This is a genomic window from Bradyrhizobium sp. 164, from assembly GCF_023073715.1.
Classification (GTDB): Bacteria; Pseudomonadota; Alphaproteobacteria; order Rhizobiales; family Xanthobacteraceae; genus Bradyrhizobium.
On the sequence record NZ_JADPKA010000008.1, the window covers coordinates 115,173 to 137,413 of the forward strand.

Annotated in this window: 20 protein-coding genes and 1 tRNA gene; 15 read left to right on the forward strand and 6 right to left on the reverse strand. The window is 64.4% G+C overall.

What is annotated here, in order from left to right:
* Positions 1–218: 218 nt before the first annotated feature.
* Complete coding sequence (locus IVB01_RS03660; protein WP_247281071.1) at positions 219–413, reverse strand: hypothetical protein; 195 nt, start codon at positions 411–413, stop codon at positions 219–221.
* Positions 414–670: 257 nt separating this feature from the next.
* On the opposite strand from IVB01_RS03660, the gene IVB01_RS03665 reads away from it, so the two are divergent.
* From IVB01_RS03665 to IVB01_RS03695, 7 genes are all read left to right on the forward strand, one after another.
* The gene (locus IVB01_RS03665) at positions 671–931 is read left to right on the forward strand and encodes a hypothetical protein (protein ID WP_247281072.1); all 261 of its coding nucleotides are present in this window, start codon (positions 671–673) and stop codon (positions 929–931) included.
* A gap of 361 nt (positions 932–1,292) precedes the next feature.
* Positions 1,293–1,367: transfer RNA gene (locus IVB01_RS03670), tRNA-Asn, on the forward strand.
* 211 nt (positions 1,368–1,578) lie between these two features.
* Positions 1,579–1,758, forward strand: coding sequence for a hypothetical protein (locus IVB01_RS03675; RefSeq protein ID WP_247281073.1), 180 nt, complete (start codon positions 1,579–1,581; stop codon positions 1,756–1,758).
* Positions 1,759–1,907: 149 nt separating this feature from the next.
* Positions 1,908–2,570: a protein-L-isoaspartate O-methyltransferase gene (locus IVB01_RS03680; RefSeq protein WP_247281074.1), complete on the forward strand. Its 663-nt coding sequence runs from the start codon at positions 1,908–1,910 to the stop codon at positions 2,568–2,570.
* A 202-nt stretch (positions 2,571–2,772) separates the two neighbouring features.
* On the forward strand, positions 2,773–4,158 hold the full coding sequence (locus IVB01_RS03685) for a TolC family outer membrane protein (protein ID WP_247281128.1): 1,386 nt from the start codon (positions 2,773–2,775) through the stop codon (positions 4,156–4,158).
* Between the two features lie 303 nt (positions 4,159–4,461).
* On the forward strand, positions 4,462–5,220 hold the full coding sequence (locus IVB01_RS03690) for a DUF2497 domain-containing protein (protein ID WP_247494249.1): 759 nt from the start codon (positions 4,462–4,464) through the stop codon (positions 5,218–5,220).
* A gap of 126 nt (positions 5,221–5,346) precedes the next feature.
* Positions 5,347–8,223: a valine--tRNA ligase gene (locus IVB01_RS03695; protein ID WP_247281076.1), complete on the forward strand. Its 2,877-nt coding sequence runs from the start codon at positions 5,347–5,349 to the stop codon at positions 8,221–8,223.
* A gap of 89 nt (positions 8,224–8,312) precedes the next feature.
* Here IVB01_RS03695 and IVB01_RS03700 read toward each other — a convergent pair whose 3' ends face one another.
* Positions 8,313–8,915 carry a DNA-3-methyladenine glycosylase gene (locus IVB01_RS03700; RefSeq protein ID WP_247281077.1) on the reverse strand — a complete coding sequence of 201 codons (603 nt, stop codon included), beginning with the start codon at positions 8,913–8,915 and terminating at the stop codon, positions 8,313–8,315.
* 130 nt (positions 8,916–9,045) lie between these two features.
* Between IVB01_RS03700 and lipA the strand changes: the two genes are divergently transcribed.
* The 3 genes from lipA (at position 9,046) to IVB01_RS03715 (ending at position 12,159) form a co-directional block, all read left to right on the forward strand.
* On the forward strand, positions 9,046–10,002 hold the full coding sequence (gene lipA, locus IVB01_RS03705) for a lipoyl synthase (protein WP_247281078.1): 957 nt from the start codon (positions 9,046–9,048) through the stop codon (positions 10,000–10,002).
* 6 nt (positions 10,003–10,008) lie between these two features.
* Complete coding sequence (locus IVB01_RS03710) at positions 10,009–10,479, forward strand: type II toxin-antitoxin system RatA family toxin (protein WP_247281079.1); 471 nt, start codon at positions 10,009–10,011, stop codon at positions 10,477–10,479.
* Positions 10,480–11,382: 903 nt separating this feature from the next.
* Positions 11,383–12,159: a mechanosensitive ion channel domain-containing protein gene (locus IVB01_RS03715; RefSeq protein WP_247281080.1), complete on the forward strand. Its 777-nt coding sequence runs from the start codon at positions 11,383–11,385 to the stop codon at positions 12,157–12,159.
* 7 nt (positions 12,160–12,166) lie between these two features.
* Here IVB01_RS03715 and IVB01_RS03720 read toward each other — a convergent pair whose 3' ends face one another.
* The 3 genes from IVB01_RS03720 to IVB01_RS03730 form a co-directional block, all read right to left on the reverse strand.
* The gene (locus IVB01_RS03720; RefSeq protein ID WP_247281081.1) at positions 12,167–12,775 is read right to left on the reverse strand and encodes a CinA family protein; all 609 of its coding nucleotides are present in this window, start codon (positions 12,773–12,775) and stop codon (positions 12,167–12,169) included.
* A gap of 4 nt (positions 12,776–12,779) precedes the next feature.
* Complete coding sequence (locus IVB01_RS03725) at positions 12,780–13,961, reverse strand: bifunctional 2-C-methyl-D-erythritol 4-phosphate cytidylyltransferase/2-C-methyl-D-erythritol 2,4-cyclodiphosphate synthase (protein WP_247281082.1); 1,182 nt, start codon at positions 13,959–13,961, stop codon at positions 12,780–12,782.
* Positions 13,962–14,023: 62 nt separating this feature from the next.
* Complete coding sequence (locus tag IVB01_RS03730; protein ID WP_247281135.1) at positions 14,024–14,272, reverse strand: hypothetical protein; 249 nt, start codon at positions 14,270–14,272, stop codon at positions 14,024–14,026.
* Here IVB01_RS03730 and dusB point away from each other — a divergent pair.
* From dusB to ntrC, 3 genes are read left to right on the forward strand one after another with little or no spacing between them, the layout of a single operon-like run.
* Positions 14,244–15,245: a tRNA dihydrouridine synthase DusB gene (dusB, locus tag IVB01_RS03735; protein ID WP_247281129.1), complete on the forward strand. Its 1,002-nt coding sequence runs from the start codon at positions 14,244–14,246 to the stop codon at positions 15,243–15,245. The genes IVB01_RS03730 and dusB overlap by 29 nt on opposite strands.
* On the forward strand, positions 15,242–16,411 hold the full coding sequence (locus tag IVB01_RS03740; protein WP_247281083.1) for a nitrogen regulation protein NR(II): 1,170 nt from the start codon (positions 15,242–15,244) through the stop codon (positions 16,409–16,411). Before dusB ends, IVB01_RS03740 begins: the two co-directional genes overlap by 4 nt.
* 9 nt (positions 16,412–16,420) lie before the next feature.
* Entirely contained in the window at positions 16,421–17,863 is a 1,443-nt protein-coding gene (gene ntrC / locus IVB01_RS03745) for a nitrogen regulation protein NR(I) (protein ID WP_247281084.1), read from the forward strand.
* A gap of 166 nt (positions 17,864–18,029) precedes the next feature.
* Here the strand turns inward: ntrC and IVB01_RS03750 are convergent, their stop codons facing one another.
* A complete protein-coding gene (locus IVB01_RS03750; protein ID WP_247281085.1) occupies positions 18,030–18,176 on the reverse strand; it encodes a hypothetical protein in 147 nt (48 codons plus the stop codon).
* 174 nt (positions 18,177–18,350) lie between these two features.
* On the opposite strand from IVB01_RS03750, the gene IVB01_RS03755 reads away from it, so the two are divergent.
* Positions 18,351–20,762, forward strand: coding sequence for a PAS domain-containing sensor histidine kinase (locus IVB01_RS03755; protein ID WP_247281086.1), 2,412 nt, complete (start codon positions 18,351–18,353; stop codon positions 20,760–20,762).
* Between the two features lie 17 nt (positions 20,763–20,779).
* Positions 20,780–22,150 (forward strand): sigma-54 dependent transcriptional regulator, encoded by a 1,371-nt coding sequence (locus IVB01_RS03760; RefSeq protein WP_247281087.1) that lies wholly within the window; start codon positions 20,780–20,782, stop codon positions 22,148–22,150.
* Positions 22,151–22,241 lie beyond the last annotated feature (91 nt).

Genomic DNA, 22,241 nt, shown 5'->3' on the forward strand with positions numbered 1-22,241 from the left:
GCCTCCATGCTTGGGCAGGTCCAATAGGCAAGGAGCGTGCCTGTCCCGCAAAACCACGCCTATCAATCGAGCGCTGGAAAGATCGTGGGTGGCATCGTCCGATCTATCCCGAAATCCGAGCTGGAGGGAGCTCGACTCATTCGTGGGGCGCGCGATGCTTAACAGCATCGTTCAAAAATCCCGCAAGGGCGGGACGCTTCCGTTTACGATGAAGGTAGTCAGCAGGCTGCGTACCAGCCGTCCGGAAAGGGGAGGAGAGGCCAGGCGCCCTCATTATCATTGGCGGCCCTGGGCGTTGCGACGCACGACCACGAACGGGGCACGAATTCCTCCTTCGGCGCGGGCGTGCAATCTTCGTGAATCATGGCGCCCCCGACGGCATCCAGCAGCAAGTTGAATTCGGCTTCGCTCATCGCACCCTCCGGAAAGCAGACGGCCCAATATCGCAAAGCCGGCTTGTTTCCCGATTGACCCGGTCGTTCGCATTTTAACGATCCGGCGCTCGGGTCCCGATTGGTTAGCGAGTCCTGAAAATCCCCTTGGAACTTAGGTTCCTGAGCCTTGCCCGCAGTGTGAAAGAAGTCACATCGTCCCGGCTTTATTTCTCGCAAACGTTGTCGCGACCCCGGCCAACGCCGCCGGGCGGGCAGAGCAGAACGGGAGAGCGGTCATGAAGGTGAGGTTCTTGCGGTTTGCAATTGTGAAGAGCCGGGCGCGCCGCGCCTCGACGGTCGGGCTTTTCCTGACGATGTTTGCCTCCGCCGCCCATGCGCAGGGAACGCCGGAGCAGCGCCGGGCCTGCACGCCCGACGTCTACCGTCTCTGCGCCGGCGAAATCCCCAACGTCCGTGCCATCACCGCGTGCCTGCGACGTCACCGGGCCAGCCTGAGCGAAGCGTGCCGCGGCGTGTTCGACCAGGCCGGCGGGTAGTCGTCTCTGTGGATTTGTGCGCAGCAAGTGGCGTGCGCGCCACGCAAATCTGTTGAATCCGCGCTTGTGAATATGCTGCGGACAGGCTGTTGAGTGATCGAAAAGCCAACGTCGGTCCGCACGCGTCGATCCCAATGACGGAACGTCTCGGACTACGTTTTGCTCCATCGGAGCTTCGCCTCTACAGAAATTCTGACTTAGCGCATTGTCCGGCCACCTCATCCCAGTCAGAGGGGACGAGAAACCTAAGTTCGCCGCCTGCCATTATTGCGAACGCATTGCGAAGGACGACGAATTCGTCCTTTGCAAGCGCAACTGGCTTTGTTATACGCAGCCGCGCGCGAACGACTGGTTCGCCTTTTCCTCGGTAGCTCAGCGGTAGAGCATCCGACTGTTAATCGGATGGTCGCTGGTTCGAATCCAGCCCGGGGAGCCAAATTTTATCGCCAGTTCAACGAGTTGCGATAGCGCCTTCACGTGCCGCGCGATTTCGTTGCGGCAATATCTGAACTGCTTCCACGATCCCGACGCGCAATCAAACTCAACCAGACGTGTGCAATAGCGCCTTGGCGCCATGAGGACGGCGCCAAATCGACTCAATTCAAATCGAGCTTGCCCCGTGCCGGATCCTTACGGAGCTGATTCCCATGCCAGACATTCAGATCGACCGTTCTCATAGGGGACCCTCGATCCTGCCGGCCGACATTCCCGAACTCAGCGACGACGAATGCATCGCTTGTCTTGCGCGTGCGGTCGAGGCACCCGATTCGGCACGGCTGGACGAGGTCGCCGCTCTGATCGGCCGCCTCGCGGTGGCGATCGAATGATGCGTCCCGCACCCTGATCCTGATGCGGTGAGCTGCGCAAGCCCATGGGGCTCCTCGCGGCCAACGGCCATGTTGCGTTTTCGGCGGGCATGTTTCAAAGATGCCGCCAATTCATCTCCGCGGCATCGTCCGCATTCCAGGGTCCGCAAATGTCCGGTTTCTCGACTGCGCGCCAAAAAATGGTCGATGGCCAGGTGCGCACCAATGACGTTACCGACCGTCGTATTCTCGATGCCATGCTTACGGTTCCGCGCGAGGCCTTCGTGCCGGCCAGCAGGCAGGCGTTGGCTTATCTCGACCTCGACCTCGATGTGAGCGAGGGCGGCGCCAAGCGGTTCCTGATCAAGCCGCAACTGACCGGCAAGCTGCTCCAGGCCGCCGAAATCGGCCAAGGAGACAATGTGCTGATCGTCGGCTGCGCGACGGGCTATCTGGCCGCGCTTGCCGCCAAGCTCGCGCGCCAGGTCACGGCGACGGAATGTGATCCGGGTCTGGCGGCGAAGGCCAAGGACGCCTTCGCTGCCCTTGGGCTCGCCAACGTTACCTGCAAAGTCGGCTCCTGCAGCGAGGGTGATCCGTCCACCGCTCCTTATGACGTGATCGTCCTCAATGGCGCTGCCGAGATAACCCTGGAGGGGCTGCTCGGGCAGCTGAAGGAAGGCGGGCGCCTCGTGGGAGTGTCGGCCGAATCCAGGCCGCCGCGGGCCATGATCGTGACAAAGACTCATGGTGAATTCGGCCATCGGGCGTTGTTCGACGCCGCCGCCCCGGTCCTTCCCGGGATGGAACGGGCCGCCGCCTTCGTTTTCTGAGGCCCGGAGCCGAAAAATCCCGTTCTGAATCAGAAGTGTGGCCGGGATGCTGCACGTGAAGAGTTTCCACCGAGAACTACCCTGAGGTGGTTCCGCCGCGACAATCCCCGTCCTATGTTGCGGCGGGGCAACGACTCCACTCGATAGACGGTACCCAGCTCGCGGGCACGAGCCGGGCGTTAGAATGAACGGAATTTCAGGGATGCATGGGGTGAAGCTCTTCACCGGAGCTGCGGTTTCGGTCCTGCTGCTGTCGCTAGCCGGGCCGACGCCTGCCTTGGCGGACACGATCGAGTCCGCGCTGGTGCGCGCCTATCAGAACAATCCGCAGCTCAACGCACAGCGTGCCCAGGTGCGCTCGACCGACGAGAACGTGCCTCAGGCATTGTCGGGATATCGCCCCAGAGTCGCGCTGACGGCGAGCGCCGGTTATCAATATCAGGACACGCTGACCGCGCCGGGCAGCGCCCCAATCAATGGCACCACCGTTCCCCGCAGCGCGGGCCTGACGGTTTCGCAGACGCTCTACAACGGCAACCAGACCGCCAACAGGACGCGCGCGGCAGAGAGCCAGGTGTCCGGTGCTCGCGAAGCGCTGCGCAGCCTCGATCAAAGCGTGCTGCTTCAGGCTGCAACGACCTACATGGACTATCTGCGCGATGCCGCCACGCTGGAAGTCCAACGCAGCAACGTGCGCGTGCTCGAGCAGACGCTGAAGCAGACCCGTGACCGCTTCAATGTCGGCGAAGTGACGCGTACCGACGTCGCCCAATCGGAAGCGCAACTCGCTGCCGGCAGGACGCAGGCGCTTACCGCCGAAGCCAATCTCACCACGACGCGCGCGAATTTCCGTCGCATCATCGGCAACGAGCCGACAAACCTCGCGCCGGGCTCGCCGGTCGACCGGTTCCTGCCTGCGACGCTCGCTTCGGCCGTCGAGCTCAGCTTGGTCGAGCATCCCAACGTCACGGCCGCAATGTTCGGCATCGACGTCAACTATCTGCAGGTCAAGGTCGCCGAAGGCGCGCTGCTGCCCACGGTCACGTTGCAGGCCAGCGCAACGCAGGCCAATGAACAGTCGCTGATTCAATACAGGTCGTTTAGCGCAGCCGCGGTCGCACAGGCCTCGTGGCAGCTCTATGATGGCGGCAATCAATATGCGCTGATCCGTCAATCCAAGGAAAACCTGGCGCAGCAGCGTCTCAATCTCGAAACCACGCGCGATCAGATTCGTGCGACCGTGGTTCAGTGGTGGGGGTCGTTGCAGGCCGGTAAGGCGCAGGTGCAGTCCGCGCAGGCGCAAGTTGCGGCATCCGAGATCGCGCTGAATGGCGTGCGCGAAGAAGCCAAGGCGGGTCAGCGCACCACGCTCGACGTCCTCAACGCGCAGCAGGCCTTGGTCAACGCGCGCGTCGCGCTGGTCACCGCGCAGCATGACCGCGTGGTTGCATCCTATAACGTTCTCGCGGCTGTTGGCCGCCTGTCGCCGCAGGTGCTCGGCCTCGCGACCACGGTCTACGATCCCTCCGTGCATTACCAGCAGGTCCGCGACAGCTGGGCCGGTGTACGCACGCCTGACGGACGCTGATGTCCGTAGTGATCCGGTCGGTCTCGCGAAGTGCCGAGGCCGACTGGCGCTTTGCTTGCAATCATCAAAATCCCTGACATAGCCTTGCCAAGAAGATGCGGGTCGATTCGCCCGTATCGATGCCGTGTGCGTAAAGCTTGAGTGCCGGGGGCAGGGGCGCACCGCCGCACGTTGAGCCGTGATCTGGGGACAAGTCGGGCTGCTGCGACGAAAATCGTCGGGCCGCCGGTCCGGAACCGGCCAATCCTGCCGTGCTTGGTGTAAAACAACGCATGCGAGGGCGTTGATGATGTGGAGTCGGAGATGACGCAGCCTGCAAAGGTTACAGAACCCTCGATGGAGGAGATTCTGGCCTCGATCCGGCGCATCATCGCCGACGATGAGGCCAAGCCGCCGCCGACAGAAGCCGCAAAACCCGAGAAGGCTGCGGCGCCCGCCGCGCCAAAGCCGCAGGCGATGAACGACATTCCGCCATCCAAGGTCGCTCCGCCCAAACCCGCCGCCGAGAAGCCCGCACCGCCGCAGGCTGCAAAGCCGGCGCCGCCGCCGTCCGCAGCTGCGGCGGACGCATCCAATAGCCAAGACGATATCGACGCGCTGCTGGCCGGGCTCGACGCAGCAACGCCTGCGCCGGAGGTCCGCGCTCCCGAGCCGGAGCCGGAGCCCGACGTGCTCGAGTTGACCGACGAGATGGCGATGGACCCGACACCGCCTCCGCCGCCACCCACCTTCCACAAGGTCGAGCCGCGCGACGATCTCGAATTCACGGAATCGCCGCAGCCGCGCCCCCCGTCGCCGCCGTCCTACACGCCGGTGGACTACGATGCGCCGCCGGTGCCGCCGCAACAGCCGATCCTGGCGCAATCGACGGTCTCCGCGGTCGAATCTGCCTTCAACTCGCTGGCCCACACGGTTCTGAGCAGCAATGCGCGGACGCTGGAGGATCTGGTCAAGGAGATGTTGCGTCCGATGCTGAAGTCCTGGCTCGATGACAATCTGCCGGGCCTGGTTGAATGCATCGTGAAGGCCGAAATCGAGCGAGTCTCGCGCGGCGGCCGCTGAGAAGGGCCGTGCGGCCAAGATAAAGCCCTGCTCCGGCGTCATATTCGGCCTGCGGCCCGGGCCGAAAACGCCTGTCGTCGAGCTTCCCGTTGACTTGAACCGCGCGCGCGGCTTTCTAACAGCCCCATGATCGAGAAAAATTACCAGCCCGCCGATATCGAAACCCGCATGTCCGTGGTGTGGGAGGACAGCCTTGCCTTCAAGGCCGGCCGCCCCGACCGCCGCGACGCGGTGCCGTTCACCATTGTGATCCCGCCGCCGAACGTGACGGGCTCGCTGCACATGGGCCACGCCCTCAACAACACGCTTCAGGACATCCTGTGCCGGTTCGAGCGCATGCGCGGCCGCGACGTGCTGTGGCAGCCCGGCACCGACCATGCCGGCATCGCGACCCAGATGGTGGTCGAGCGCCAGCTGATGGAGCGTCAAGAGCCCGGCCGCCGCGAGATGGGCCGCGAGAAGTTTCTGGAGCGGGTCTGGCAGTGGAAGGCCGAGAGCGGCGACACCATCATCAATCAGCTCAAGCGGCTCGGCGCGTCCTGCGACTGGTCGCGCGAGCGCTTCACCATGGACGAGGGCCTGTCGAAGGCCGTCGTCAAGGTGTTTGTCGAGCTGCACCGCCAGGGGCTGATCTACAAGGACAAGCGGCTGGTGAACTGGGACACCAAGCTCTTGACCGCAATCTCCGATCTCGAAGTGCAGCAGGTCGAGGTCAAGGGCAGCCTCTGGTATCTGCGCTATCCGATCGAGGGGAAGACGTTCAGCCCTGAGGATCCCTCGAGCTTCATCGTCGTCGCCACCACGCGCCCCGAGACCATGCTCGGCGACACCGGCGTGGCGGTACATCCCGAGGACGAGCGTTATCAGAAGCTTATCGGCAAGAACGTCATCCTGCCGTTGGTCGGCCGCAAGATCCAGATCGTCGCCGACGACTATTCGGATCCGGACAAGGGCTCGGGCGCGGTGAAGGTGACGCCGGCGCACGACTTCAACGATTTCGAGCTCGGTAATCGCCACGGCCTGCGCCGGATCAGCGTCCTCGACAGGGAGGGTTCTCTCGATCTCCTCGACAACGAGGATTATCTGCGTGACCTGCCGGAAGGCGCCGGGCAGTTCGCCGAGGAATTCCACAAGGTCGACCGCTTTGTCGCACGCAAGCGCATCGTCGAGCGATTGGAATCGTTCGGCTTCGTCGAGCGGATCGAGCCGCACACCCACATGGTGCCGCATGGCGATCGTTCGAACAGCGTGATCGAGCCGTATCTGACCGATCAATGGTATGTCGATGCCAAGACGCTGGCGAAGCCCGCGATCGCGGCGGTGCGTTCGGGCGAAACGACGTTCGTGCCGAAAAACTGGGAAAAGACCTATTTCGAGTGGATGGAGAACATCCAGCCCTGGTGCATCTCGCGCCAGCTCTGGTGGGGCCACCAGATCCCGGCCTGGTACGGTCCGGATGGGAAGGTGTTCGTCGCCGAGACCGAGGAGGAGGCCGTCAGCCACGCGCTCGGCTACTACGTCGAGCAGGAGGTCATCACGGCCGAGCAGGGGCGTGAGATGGCGCTCGATCGCAACAAGCGCGAAGGCTTCATCACGCGCGACGAGGACGTGCTCGACACTTGGTTTTCGTCGGCGCTGTGGCCGTTCTCGACGCTCGGCTGGCCCGACGACACGCCCGAGGTGCAGCGCTATTATCCGACCAATGCGCTGGTGACCGGCTTCGACATCATCTTCTTCTGGGTCGCCCGCATGATGATGATGGGCCTGCACTTCATGAAGGAGGTGCCGTTCTCGACCGTCTACATCCACGCCCTCGTCCGCGACGAGAAGGGCGCCAAGATGTCGAAGTCGAAGGGCAACGTCATCGATCCCCTCCATCTGATCGACGAATATGGCGCGGACGCGCTCCGCTTCACGCTGGCCGCGATGGCGGCGCAGGGCCGCGACATCAAGCTCGCCACCAGCCGCGTCGAGGGCTACCGCAATTTCGCGACCAAGCTCTGGAATGCTTGTCGCTTCGCGGAGATGAATCACTGTGCCGTTCCCGACGGCTTCGAGCCGGCGAAGGCGAAGCAGACGCTGAACCGCTGGATCGCGCACGAGAGCGCGCACACCACGCGAGAAGTGACCGAGGCCATCGGAGCCTATCGCTTCAACGATGCCGCCGGCAGCATCTACCGCTTCGTCTGGAACGTCTATTGCGACTGGTATGTCGAGCTCGCCAAGCCCGTGCTGCTCGGTCCCGACAGTCCCGCCAAGGACGAAACCCGCGCTATGGTGGCCTGGGCGCGCGACGAGATCCTCAAGCTGCTGCACCCCTTCATGCCCTTCATCACCGAAGAGCTGTGGGAGGTGACGGCGAAGCGCGATAGCCTGCTCGCATTGGCGCCGTGGCCGCTCAAGCCGGTTGAGCCGACGCCGGAGCAGCTTGCGATGCTCGCCGCGACGACGGGACCGACCGATCCGCTCGTCTCGCCGGCCTGGGTGCTGCCGATCTTCGACCATGCCGACTTCAGCGATCCCGCGGCCGAGGCCGAGATCGGCTGGGTGATCGATCTCGTCACCCAGATCCGTTCGGTGCGTGCCGAGATGAATATCCCGCCGGCGACGCTGACGGCGCTGGTGCTCGTGGGCGTTTCGGCAGAGACGAAAGAGCGCGCGCCGCGCTGGACCGAAGTCATCAAGCGCATGGCGCGGCTCTCCGACATCTCTTTCGCCGACCGCGCACCTGACGGCGCCGTTCAACTGCTTGTGCGCGGCGAGGTGGCCGCGCTGCCGCTGAAGGGCGTAATCGACGTCGCCGCCGAGCGCACGCGTCTCGACAAGGAGATCGGCAAGGCCGACGCCGACATCAAGCGCGCCGAGTCCAAGCTGGCCAACGAGAAGTTCGTCGCCAACGCGGCCGAGGAGGTCGTCGAGGAGGAGCGCGAAAAGCGCGAGGCGGCGCTGGCCCGCAAGGCCAAGCTGCTGGAGGCGCTGGAGCGGCTCAAGCAGGCGTCTTAATCTGGTCCTCATTCCGGGGCGGCTCGAAGAGCCGAACCCGGAATCTCGAGATTCCGGGTCTGGTCCTTCGGACCATCCCGGAATGATCGTTACTTCGGAAACGGCTTGCTCAAAAATTTCGAGCCCTTGATGCCATAGCGCCAGGGCAGCTCGACCGCCTTGGTGATGCCGATCCGAATCCCGGCAGCGACCTCGACATCCTCCGTCCGCGCGTGCAGGGCGATCGGCGGCCGATCCAGCGGCAGCGCGTTGTGCGCGATCGTGATGCCGAGCGCTTCGGTCAGCTTGCCCGGGCCCGAGCACAGCGCGTGCAAATCCTGGAGATGGCGGCGGCGTCGCATCGCGGCTAAGCCATGGGTCGGCTCCAGCGCGCGGATCAGCACGGCGCTGGCCGAACCTTCCTCCTCGCAGACGAAGTTCACGCACCAATGGATGCCGTAGGAACGGTAGACATAGGCGTAGCCGGGCGGCCCAAACATCACCTGGTTCCGAGGCGTCGGCCCGCGATAGGAATGCGCGGCCGGGTCGGTATGATGATAGGCCTCGACCTCGACGATGATTCCACCGACGCCGTCGACCAGCATGGTGGCGCCGATCAGGTCGGGCGCGACCTCGTGGACGCTGCGGTCGAAAAAGGTCCGCTTCAGCGGCTTGCCAAGCCGCAACGGAGAGGCATTCGATCTTGGAGCCATTCGAGGTGAGAATCGCCTGAGAACAGAGCAGGATATTGCCCATATCTGCCATGTTCGCTGAAGCGGGGCGAGCCGGGTTGCGATGCTCAGCCAGACCGACTAGGTAGGACCTGAACAGACCGGACACCCCATGGTCGTTATTGTCGATACCATCACGAACCCGCTGCGCCCGCGCCACCCTGAAAAGGTGAACCGGCCCGATTCCGCTTCGCCGCCGAAGCCGGACTGGATTCGCGTGCGCGCGCCCAATACCCGCGGCTATGCCGACACCCGCAACATCGTGCGGGCCAACGGCCTGCACACGGTGTGCGAGGAAGCGGGCTGCCCGAATATCGGCGAGTGTTGGGACAAGAAGCACGCGACCTTCATGATCATGGGTGACACCTGCACCCGTGCCTGCGCCTTCTGCAACGTCAAGACCGGCCTGCCCAACGCGCTCGATGCGTCCGAACCGCAGCACGTCGCCGAGGCCGTGGCCAAGCTGGGGCTGGCGCACGTCGTCATCACTTCGGTCGACCGCGACGACCTCGCCGACGGCGGCGCCGAGCATTTTGCCCAGACCATTCGTGCGATCCGCGCCGCGTGTCCTTCGACCACGATCGAGATCCTGACGCCGGACTTCCTGCGCAAGGAGGGGGCACTCGAGGTCGTCGTTGCGGCGAAGCCCGACGTGTTCAACCACAATCTCGAGACCGTGCCGTCGCGCTATCTCACGGTGCGGCCCGGCGCGCGCTATTTCCACTCGATCCGGCTGCTGCAGCGGGTTAGGGAGCTCGATCCCACCATCTTCACCAAGTCCGGCATCATGGTCGGCCTTGGCGAGGAGCGCCACGAGGTGCTCCAGGTAATGGACGATCTGCGCTCTGCCGAGGTCGATTTCCTGACCATCGGCCAGTATCTCCAACCCACCCGTAAGCATCACGCCGTGATGCGCTTCGTGCCGCCCGACGAGTTCGCCTCCTACGAGAAGGTCGCCTACACCAAGGGCTTCCTGATGGTGTCGGCGAGCCCGCTGACCCGCTCGTCCCATCATGCCGGCGAGGATTTTGCGAGATTGAAGGCCGCGCGGGCAGCTAACGCCCGCTGAACCGCTATGCCCAAATTTTCGAGCAAGCGCCGTGTCAGTCACAGCGCATCCGAGATGTTTGATCTGGTCGCCGACGTCGAGCGATACCCGGAATTCGTGCCGCTGTGCAGCGCGCTGAGAGTGCGTCAGCGCATGGCGAAACCTGACGGCACCGAGGTGCTGGTCGCCGACATGACAGTGTCGTTCAAGCTGGTCAAGGAATCCTTCACCAGCCGGGTGACACTCGACCGCGCCAATCTGAAAATCCTGGTCGAATATCTGCAAGGTCCTTTCAGAAATCTTGAAAACCGCTGGACGTTCGAGCCCAAGGGTGAGGGCGTCTGCGATGTCGGTTTCTTTCTCGCCTATGAATTCAAGAGCCGCATGCTCGCGATGCTGATGGGCTCGATATTCGACGCCGCATTCGCGCGCTTCTCCACTGCGTTCGAAAAACGCGCGGACGCGATTTATGGCCGGCCGAAGCTGGCGCCGACGTAGGCCGCACTCTTTCCACCGGCATTGCGAGGAGCTCTTGCGACGAAGCAATCCAGAATCCCTCTGAGGAACATTCTGGATTGCTTCGCTTCCGCCTTCGCTCTCCGAGCTTCGGCGGACAAGCCGCTGGGAAATGACTGAGGATGAGCATCCAGGTAGCTTTTCCAATTGGCATCTCAATCGCAGACACACCTGCGCGTCCTCGCGGCTTTCTCTCGCCCGAGCTTTGCTTCGTCGAGACACCCTCTTGAAGTCAGAGGGCGCAGGGAAGACCGGATGCCGGCTGGGCACCCGCGGTCCACTGTGCGGGAGTTACGCTACGAAGAGCTGCACAGCGGCATACAGGTGAAGCCAAACAACCGGCCTTCCCTGCGCAGTGGTTTGACGGCTTATGCCGAGCTCTCCCCGGGGAGCGATGCACTATTGCCCCCGTCGCCTTGCGGATCGCTGATGCGCGCGCCCGGTTGGACGAAAACGCATCACCGCAAGACTTGACGCACAGGCCCCGGGCGTCAGGACGACACGGTTTTGCCGTACGCTGATCGCATCGGTCGTTTGCGCGCGGCGATCGCTCACGGTTGCCCGCCCTGCGATGCCCTTCGCGCCGGTGCTGCCAGCGTCCACCACGGCCCATCCCGCGTTCGTGACGATCGCGATCCGCCCCTCTGACAGGGATGAGGTGGCCGGACAATGTGCAAAATCAGAAATTCTGTAAAAGCGAATATTTTGACGCGAGCGGATTGACCGCGCAATTGTGTGTCTTGCCCGACGGGCAACACAAAGGGTTGTGGCCCAGATGGAGAGCAGCGCAATCCGGGCTACCAGGTTGGCGTTCCCATCGACATCCGCCGGGATCATTTCGCGCCGCCGCGAGTTCTCAACCGATTCGTCCGGGTTGGAGCTTCCATGACCATCAATTTCGATACGTTGAAAGCATCGCTCGTCCTGTATGGCTTGAACGCGATTTACGCGATCCTGCTGTTCGCGGTCGGCTGGTATCTGTCCGGCGCAATGCAGCGTTTCGTCACGCGCGTCTTGAGTGTCACGCACCGGGTCGATCCGCTGGTGACCTTGTTCGTCGCCAGTGTGGCTCGCTATGCCGTGCTCGCGGTGGTCGGCATCGCCGTGCTGCAGCTCTTCGGCATCCAGACCGCGAGCCTCGTTGCCGTGCTGGGCGCGACTTCACTCGCCATCGGCCTTGCGCTTCAAGGCACGCTCTCCAACCTCGCCGCCGGCGTGATGCTGCTGCTGTTTCGTCCCTTTCACATCGGCGACGACGTCGAGGTCGCCGGCAAGGCGGGGAAGGTGAAGTCGTTGTCGCTGTTCATGACCGAGCTGGTCGCGCTCGACAATACGCAGATCCTGTTGCCGAACGGGCAGGTGTGGGGCGCGGCCATCATCAACCACAGCGCCTATCCAGGTACGGGGGAAGTCAAGGTGGCGTTTCCGGTCAGGGCAGGTGCGGCCAATGCGTTGGCCGACCAGATCCTGAAGGAGCTGCGTGACGATCCCCGCATCGACGACAGGACCGCGCCGTCGGTCAATGTGTCAAAGGTGATCGCTGCCGATCCCGCAGCACCCGTCGTGGAATTGACGGTGAGCGCGAAGGTCAATCCATCAGATGCCGATGCGGTTAGGCAGCGCGTGCTCGATCGTGCAAGCGCGCTGCTGTCGACGGACTGAGAGCGCCTCAGCCCCGCGGCGAGCGCGGCGGCCTGCGCTTCACCGCGTGTCGGCGTGGCGAGCGGGTGACGCGGGGACGCAGACGGCTTGCGGCTGCGGGGCGCGGCTTGACCTGGACTTGCGGGCCGCGGGCGAGGTCCATCAGCATGCGCAGCGCCTCGACCACGGAGCGCGCGCGCACGGCGCTGCGGCCGATCGCGCCGAAGCGGTGCTCGCGATGGATGATGCGGCCGTCGCGCGCCGCCGCCGCGAAGTGCACGAGGCCGACCGGCTTGCCAGGCGTTGCGCCGCCGGGGCCGGCAATTCCGGTGATGGCGACCGCGAGATCGACATCGGCGCGCTCCAGGGCACCGATCGCCATGGCGGTTGCGGTCTCCTTGCTGACCGCGCCGAAATTGGCGAGCGTGCTCGCCTCGACCCCGAGCATCGCGCGCTTGGCGTCGTTGGAATAGGTGACGAAGCCCCGGTCGATCACGTCGGAAGAACCGGGGATGTCGGTCAGCGCGCCGGCGACGAGGCCGCCGGTGCAGGACTCGGCCGTCGCGATCGTCAGCTTGCGCATCCGGCACAAATCGAGCAGCGAGCGAGAGAGGGCGCGTGCGTCGCTGCCGCCCATGGTCCTACAGGCTCCAGGGCAGGCGGATGGTGGCGCTCGCGGTGGCCGCGATGCCTTCCTCGCGGCCGGTGAAGCCGAGCCGCTCGCTGGTCGTCGCCTTCACCGCGACGCGGGAGATGTCGACGCCGGAGATCTCGGCGATGCGCGCGCGCATGATGTCGCGCAAGGGACCGATCTTCGGCCGTTCGCAGATCAGCGTCACCTCGAGATTGGCGACGCGGCCGCCGCGCGCCGCGACGCGCTCGATGGCATATTTCAGGAACTGGTCGGAGGAAGCACCCTTCCACTTCGCGTCGCTCGGCGGGAAGTGCGAGCCGATGTCACCGTCGGCGAGCGCACCGAGAATGGCGTCGACCAGCGCATGCAGGCCGACATCTCCGTCGGAATGGGCGAGAAAACCCTTGGTGTGAGGGACGCGCACGCCGCAGATCATGACGTGGTCGCCGTCGCCGAAGGCGTGCACGTCATAGCCCGTGCCGGTCCTGATATCGCCGAGCTGGGCGGCGAGACGTGCTTCCTCGCGCACGAAATCCTCGGGAGTGGTGAGCTTCATATTGGCAACATCGCCTTCAAAGGTTGCAACCGTCAATCCTGCCCATTCGGCAATGGCGGCATCGTCGGTGAAATCCGAGCGTCCTTCCTTTGCCGCGCGACGATGCGCCTCGAGGATGACGTCGAAAAGAAAGGATTGCGGCGTCTGCGCGATTCGCAGCCGCGCGCGGTCCGGCGTGCCCTCGACATGGCCGTTCTCGCCGGTGAGCTTGATCGTGTCGGTGACGGCAATGGCGGGGATCGCTGCGCCGGTGCGGCTCGCCGCCTCGATCGCACGGGAGATCACGCCTTCCGAGACGAAGGGGCGGGCGGCGTCATGGATCAGGACGATATCGGGCTTGTGCCGTGCGAGCGCTTCGAGGCCGGCGAGCACCGAGGCTTGGCGGGTGGCGCCGCCGTTGGCCGGCGGCTCGTGCTTGAGGCCTGCGACCGCTGCCGTGAAGATGGCGGTATCGTCGGGATTCACCACCGGCTGCACCGCAAACACCTCGGGGTGGCGGCTGAAGGCTTCCATGGCGCGATGGATCACGGGCACACCGCCGATCTCGCGATATTGCTTCGGCCCGCCAGCGCCGGCGCGCAAGCCGCGTCCGGCTGCGACAAGGACGGCCGCGGTGCGTTGTGATTTCGCCATGGGACTCAAATACTCAGTTGATGATGACGAGTCGGGGAGTGGGGTGATTTGGTGGCATGCCTCTAGCACGGCAGGCCCGCAAAAAAAGGGGTTTCCGGCGCATTGTGGGCAACAGCATTTTGCTGCACTGCACTTGAAAGATTTGCAGAACTGTCTAAACTGTAGGCATGACGCTTGACTGCACAAGAACTGTGCGCAAGATAGATCATGGCAGGCGCGATGAGGCCCTGTCCAGTCAACGAGACCCCTGTGACCGGCTCGGCAATATCCGGCTCTAAGCCGTTGAAAATAGGCGATATTGATGTCGCCACCCCGGTCTTCCTGGCACCGATGTCGGGGGTGACTGACTCGCCCGTTCGGCGGTTGGCCGCGGAGCTTGGGGCGGGTCTCGTCGTGTCGGAAATGACAGCCAGCGATGAACTCGCCAACGGCCACCGGATGTCGCGGTTGCGTTGCGAAGCGACGGGAATCGGTCCGCATGTGGTCCAGCTCGCCGGCTGCGAGGCGCATTGGATGGCCGAAGGCGCCCGGATCGCTGAGGCCGAAGGCGCCGACATCATCGATATCAATATGGGCTGTCCGGCCCGCCACGTCACCGGCGGCCAGTCCGGCTCGGCCCTGATGCGCGACCTCGACCATGCCGTCAGCCTGATCGAGGCGACGATCGCCGCGGTCAAGGTGCCCGTGACACTGAAGATGCGGCTCGGCTGGGACGACCGCAGCCGCAACGCGCCGGAGCTGGCGCGGCGCGCGGAAGCATCAGGCATCAAGCTCGTCGCCGTGCATGGCCGCACCCGCTGCCAGTTCTACAAGGGCGAGGCCGATTGGGATGCGATCCGCGCCGTGCGCGAGGCCATCTCCATTCCGCTCGTCGTCAATGGCGACATCACGTCCTATGAGAAGGCGCTCGCGGCGTTGGAGGCCTCCGGCGCCGATGCCGTGATGATCGGCCGCGGCGCGCAGGGCCAGCCCTGGCTGCCCGGCCAGATCGGCCGCCGCCTGAAGGGCGGGGCAGAGGAAGCAACGCCGGCGCTCGAGACGCAGCTGCATTATGTCCGCACGCTCTATGAAGGTGTTTGCGCACTATACGGCTTGCGCATTGGCCTCAGGCATGCGCGCAAGCATCTGGGCTGGGCGCTCGACGTCGCGGCGGAGGTCAGCGGCGCGCCGGCCGAGACGCTGAAATCGTGGCGCCAGAAGATACTCACCTCGGAGGAACCGCGCCGCGTTCACCAATCGCTGCAAGACGCCTTCGACGACTTCGCATGGAGGGCCGCTGCATGAGCTCAGCCGCCGAACATCGCCGGCCGTCCGACAGCGATGCGATCTTGGATGCGCTGCCCAATCCCGTGCTGATGATCGGCCCGGACGGCAAGATCGTCGCCGCCAACATCGCGACCGAAGCCTTCTTCGAAATCTCGACGCAGTTCTTGAAGCGGCAATCGCTCAAGGAGCTGGTGCCGTTCGGCAGCCCGCTGCTGGCACTGATCGACCAGGTGCGCTCGTCGAACTCGCCGGTCAACGAATACAAGGTTGATCTGGGCACACCGCGCATGGGCGGCGACCGCCAGGTCGACCTGCATGTGGCTCCGCTCACCGAGCGGCCCGGCCATATCGTGGTGATGCTCCAGGAGCGCAGCATCGCCGACAAGATGGACCGTCAGCTCACCCATCGCAGCGCCGCGCGCTCGGTGATCGCGCTCGCCGCGATGCTGGCGCACGAGATCAAGAATCCGCTGTCGGGAATCCGCGGCGCGGCTCAATTGCTGGAGCAGCAGGCCTCGTCCGAGGACCGCATGCTGACGCGCCTGATCTGCGACGAGGCCGACCGCATTGTGACGCTGGTCGACCGCATGGAGGTGTTCGGCGACGAGCGCCCCGTGGTGCGCGGTCCCGTCAACATTCACTCTGTGCTCGATCACGTGAAGCGGCTGGCGCAGTCCGGCTTTGCCCGCAACATCCGCTTCATCGAGGATTACGATCCTTCGCTGCCGCCGGTGCTGGCGAACCAGGACCAGCTGGTCCAGGTGTTCCTCAATCTCGTCAAGAACGCCGCCGAAGCCCTGATCGACGCGCCCGACGCCGAGATCCAGCTCACCACCGCGTTCCGCCCCGGCGTGCGCCTGTCAGTCCCCGGTCAAAAATCCCGGGTATCCCTGCCGCTTGAATTCTGCGTGAGAGACAACGGACCAGGCGTGCCAGACGACCTTCTGCCCAACCTGTTCGATCCCTTCGTGACCACCAAGCAGACCGGCTCGGGGCTGGGCCTCGCGCTGGTCGCAAAGATCGTCGGCGATCACGGGGGCATCATCGAATGCGAATCTCAGCCGCGCAAGACCACCTTCCGCGTGCTGATGCCGATGTATTCCACATCGGCGAAACATGCCGATCAAAGCAGCCGCGCCGACTCTGCCGGGAAGCCGTCGCCTGCATCACAGGGGGCAAGATGAGGATTAACGATGCCCGCAGGTAGCATTCTCGTAGCTGATGACGATACCGCCATCCGCACCGTTCTCAATCAGGCACTGTCCCGCGCCGGCTACGAAGTGCGGCTCACCGGCAATGCCGCAACCTTATGGCGTTGGGTCAGCCAGGGAGAGGGCGATCTCGTCATCACCGACGTGGTGATGCCCGACGAGAACGCTTTCGACCTCTTGCCGCGGATCAAGAAGATGCGGCCCAATCTGCCCGTCATCGTCATGAGCGCACAGAACACGTTCATGACGGCGATCCGCGCCTCCGAGCGCGGCGCCTATGAATATCTGCCGAAGCCCTTCGACCTGAAGGAGCTGATCGCCATCGTCGGCCGCGCGCTCGCCGAACCGAAGGAGCGGGTCTCGACGCCGGACGACGACGCCGAAATGGAGGCGATCCCGCTGGTCGGCCGCTCGCCGGCGATGCAGGAGATCTATCGCGTGTTGGCGCGCCTGATGCAGACCGACCTCACCGTAATGATCACGGGCGAGTCCGGCACTGGCAAGGAATTGGTGGCACGCGCGCTGCACGATTACGGCAAGCGGCGCAACGGCCCCTTCGTCGCCGTCAACATGGCGGCGATCCCGCGCGACCTCATCGAATCCGAGCTGTTCGGCCATGAGCGCGGCGCCTTCACCGGCGCCAACACCCGCGCCTCGGGCCGGTTCGAGCAGGCCGAGGGCGGCACGCTGTTCCTCGACGAAATCGGCGACATGCCGATGGAGGCGCAGACCCGCCTGTTGCGCGTGCTCCAGCAGGGCGAATACACCACCGTCGGCGGCCGCACCCCGATCAAGACCGACGTGCGGATCGTCGCGGCTTCCAACAAGGATCTGCGCGTCCTGATCCAGCAGGGCCTGTTCCGCGAAGACCTGTTCTTCCGTCTCAACGTCGTGCCGCTGCGGTTGCCGCCGCTTCGCGAGCGTATCGAGGACCTGCCTGATCTGGTGCGGCACTTCTTCACGCTGGCCGAGAAGGACGGATTGCCGCCGAAGAAACTCGATGCGCTGGCGCTGGAGCGGATGAAGCAGCACCGCTGGCCGGGCAATGTGCGCGAGCTCGAAAACCTCGCCCGGCGCTTGGCCGCGCTTTATCCGCAGGACGTGATCACGGCCTCCGTCATCGACGGCGAGCTCGCGCCGCCTTCGGTCAGCCCGGGTGCGGCGGTCCAGCAGGGCGTCGACAATCTGGGCGGCGCGGTGGAGGCCTATCTATCCTCGCACTTCCAGGGCTTCCCGAACGGCGTGCCGCCGCCGGGTCTCTATCACCGCATCCTGAAGGAGATCGAGGTGCCGCTGCTCACGGCCGCGCTCGCTGCCACCCGCGGCAATCAGATCCGCGCCGCAGACCTGCTCGGCCTCAACCGCAATACGCTACGCAAGAAGATCCGGGATCTGGACATCCAGGTCTACCGCAGCGGGGCATAGTCGTGCCGGACGGACGGTGGCTCAGCTCCCCCTACCAAGGCAGAGCTGAGCCTGTCCGGATCGCGCTGGCCGTTGTGGCTGACGCGGTGGGCAGAAGTCCGCATCGGACTGAAATGTTCCGCTCGCACGTACAAATTGGTCATTCGGCCGCAAGGCGCTGCATCATCTACCTGACAAGTCGGCTGGATGCCGGCATCACGCTGGCGACATTCACCAGCGGCTGCTGAAGGCCGAGCCCGTTAACCAGGAGGTCGGCGGCCACGATCAGTAGAAGCACGGCCGAGACCATCGTCGCGAGAAAAAATCTATCCATCCCCGTCAAGCCGGGACGGCGGGAATCCGTTCCCGTCCAACCGGAATCTGCTTGTGGATGTGCCGTCCGTCGCGGCGGAGACGCCGCGGAATTGTCGCAATTCGGCAACAATGTGGTACGAATACATCAGTATCCGCGCGCCCGCGGACCCGTTTTCAGCAGCCCATTGCCGGAATGACCAGCGCAGATACCTCGGCCGCATCCTTTGACACGGCCCCAGCCGAAGAGCCCAAGCGCTGGTCGCTGCGGCGCTGGCTGGCACCCTTCGCCGTGGCCCTGGCGCTGCTGTCGGCCCTCCTGACCTTCCTGGTTCTGACCGGCCTCACCAAGATCGAGCCGACGCCGGAGGTGGTCCGCTCGTTCTATCTGATCAATGCGGCCACGATCCTGCTCCTGGTCGGGATCATCGTCCGGGAACTCTGGCAACTGATCCTGGCGCGACGGCGGGGCAGGGCGGCAGCGCGCCTCCATGTCCAGATCGTCAGCCTGTTCTCGATCGTGGCGGTGCTGCCGGCGGTGCTGGTCGCCGTGGTCGCCAACGTCACCATCGAGCGCGGCCTCGACCGGCTATTCTCGGGGCCGACCAAGGAGGTGATCCAGAATTCGCTGACGATCGCGCGGGCCTACATGCAGGACCATGCGCAGCTGATCCGCGGCGACATTCTCGGCATGGCAAACGACATCGCGCACGCCCGGCCGCTCTACGACCAGGACCGCCGCTCGTTCCGCGAGATGCTGACCGCCAGCGCCGGCTCCCGCAATTTGCCGGGCGCAATGATCATCGACAAGAACACCAACATTTTGGAATCCGCCGACACCGGCATGCGGCTCGCCTATTCGCCGCCGGCGCCCGACTTTCTCAGCAACGTCAACGAGTCCGAGCCCGAGATCGCGGTGCTGCCGGACGCGAGCTTCGTCGCCGCGGTGATCCGCCTGCGCGCCTTCAGCGACACGTTCCTCTACGTCGCCCGGCCACTCGATCCGAACGTCGTCAACCAGCTCAAGCAGACCGAGGTCAGCGTCGCCGAATACGCTCAGATCGAGTCGCGACGGCTCGGTATCCAGGTCGCGTTTGCGCTGATGTTTGCGGTGATCGCGCTGACCATCCTGATGGCCTCGGTGCTGATCGGCCTCAACTTCGCCAACTCGCTGGTCTCGCCAATCCGACGGCTGATGAATGCAGCCCACACGGTCTCGACCGGCGATCTGCATGTCCAGGTGCCCGTGCACCAGTCGGAAGGCGATCTTGCCCAGCTCGGTGAGACCTTCAACAAGATGACGCAGGAATTGCGCAGCCAGCGCGACGAGCTCGTCAACGCCAGCGACCTCATCGACAGCCGCCGCCGCTTCATCGAGGCCGTGCTGTCATCGGCAAGCGCCGGCATCATCGGCGTCGACACCTCCGGCAGCGTCGGCATCCTCAACCGTTCCGCCGAGAAGCTGATCGGGCACTCCGAAGCGGAGACGCTCGGCCACCCGCTCTCCGACGTGCTGCCCGAGCTCGACGAAATGATGAAGACGGCACGGGAAGGGACCCAGCGCCTGGTGCAGGGCCAGATCACGATCACCCGCGACGGCACCGAGCGCAATCTCTCGGTCCGCGTCAGCGCCGAGAAGACCAGCCAGCCGCGCGACAGCTACATCATCACGCTCGACGACATCACCGAGCTCGTGTCGGCGCAGCGCACCTCGGCCTGGGGCGACGTGGCGCGCCGCATCGCCCACGAGATCAAGAACCCGCTGACGCCGATCCAGCTCTCGGCCGAGCGCATCCGCCGCAAGTTCGGCAAGACCATCACAGAGGACAAGGACAAGCAGGTCTTCGACCAGTGCACCGACACCATCGTGCGCCAGGTCGACGACATCAGGCGCATGGTCGACGAGTTCTCCCGCTTCGCGCGGATGCCGAAGCCGGTGATGGAAGGCGAGGACGTCGCCGACACCGTGCGGCAGGCGGTATTCCTGATGAAGGTCGCCCATCCCGAGATCGACATCGAGGCTGAGTTCAAGGAGGATCCGCTGCGCGCCCAGTTCGACCGGCGACTGATCTCCCAGGCGGTCACCAACATCGTCAAGAACGCAACCGAGGCGATCGAGCAGGTCCCGCCGGAGGAGCTCGGCAAGGAAAACGGAAAGGGCCGCATCGACGTCGTGGTGTCGCGCGAGGGCGAGGACGTGCTGATCGACGTCATCGACAACGGCATCGGCCTGCCCAAGGTCGCGCGCTCGCGGTTGCTCGAGCCCTACGTCACGACGCGCGCCAAGGGCACCGGCCTGGGGCTGGCGATCGTCGGCCGCGTGCTGGAAGACCACGGCGGACGCATCGAGCTGAAGGACGCTTCCGACTTCCGCGAAGGCCAGCGCGGCGCCTGGATGCGGTTGCGCTTTGCGATCTCCGGGCAACCTGCGAAGTCCGAGACGGCCGAGCCGGCGGCCGCGGCCAAGGAAGCAACCAAGTCGGACAACAAGCAAGCCGTTACGGAATCCATCAAGGACCCGGAAACGAAAGAGCCGGCCGCCGGAACCAAAAAGCCGACTGAAAAGACCAATGATTCAACGAAAATCGAAGCCTCAACAGGTAGCTGACAAGGCAGGCGCGACCCATGGCAAGTGAAATTCTGATTGTCGATGATGAGGCCGATATTCGGGACCTCGTTGCCGGCATACTCGAAGACGAGGGGTTCGTCACAAGGACTGCGCGCGACAGCGATACGGCCCTGGCCGAGATCGCCAACCGCAGACCGCATCTGGTGTTCCTCGACATCTGGCTCCAGGGCTCCAAGCTCGACGGCTTGCAGCTCCTGGAGCAGGTCAAGAAGGACAACGCCGATCTGCCGGTCGTGATGATCTCCGGCCACGGCAACATCGAGACCGCGGTCGCAGCGATCAAGCGCGGCGCCTATGACTTCATCGAGAAGCCGTTCAAGGCCGACCGGCTGATCCTGGTCGCGACCCGAGCGCTGGAGAACTCGCGCCTCAAGCGCGAGGTCAAGGAGCTGAAGCAGCTCGCGCCGAGCGCCAGCCAGCTCGTCGGCCGCTCGCCGAGCATGAACCAGCTGCGCCAGACCATCGAGCGCGCGGCCAAGGCCAACAGCCGTATCCTGATCGTCGGCCCCGCCGGCGCCGGCAAGGAGCTGACGGCGCGCACGTTGCACATGGCCTCGGGCCGCGCCGACGGACCCTTCGTCGTCATCAATGCAGCCGCCATCACGCCCGAGCGGATGGAGCATGAGCTGTTCGGCGTCGAGCAGTCCAACGGCGAACAGCCGCGCAAGGCCGGTGCGCTCGAGGAAGCCCATGGCGGCACGCTGTTCATTGACGAAATTGCCGACATGCCGCGCGAGACCCAGAACAAGATTCTGCGCGTGCTGGTCGAGCAGTCGTTCCAGCGCGTCGGCGGCACCGCCAAGGTGCAGGTCGACGTCCGCATCATCTCCTCCACCGCGCGCAATCTCGAAGAGGAGATCGCGGCCGGTCATTTCCGCGAGGACCTCTATCATCGGCTCTCGGTGGTGCCGATCCGGGTGCCCGCGCTGTCGGAGCGGCGCGAGGACATTCCGGAATTGATCGATTACTTCATGGAGCAGATCTCGGCCGGCAGCGGCCTGCCGAAGCGTCAGATCGGGCAGGATGCGATGGCGGTGCTGCAATCGCACGTCTGGCCGGGCAATGTGCGCCAGCTCCGCAACAATGTTGAGAGAGTCATGATTCTGGCTGCGGGCGGGCCCGAAGTCATCATCACGGCCGACATGTTACCGCAGGACGTCGGCTCCATGGTGCCGGCGATGCCGACCAGCAACAATGGCGAGCACATCATGGGGCTGCCGCTGCGCGAGGCGCGCGAAGTATTCGAGCGCGACTATTTGATTGCACAGATCAGCCGTTTCTCGGGAAATATTTCTCGCACGGCCGAGTTTGTTGGCATGGAACGTTCAGCGCTGCACCGGAAGCTGAAGGCGCTTGGTGTCGGCTAGCGCGGCCAGGTGGCGGTCAGAGATCAAAGATAAGCGAGGAAAATCATCGATTTCCGTAGTTTTTCGGGGCAATACGGCTGGGGCTGCCGCG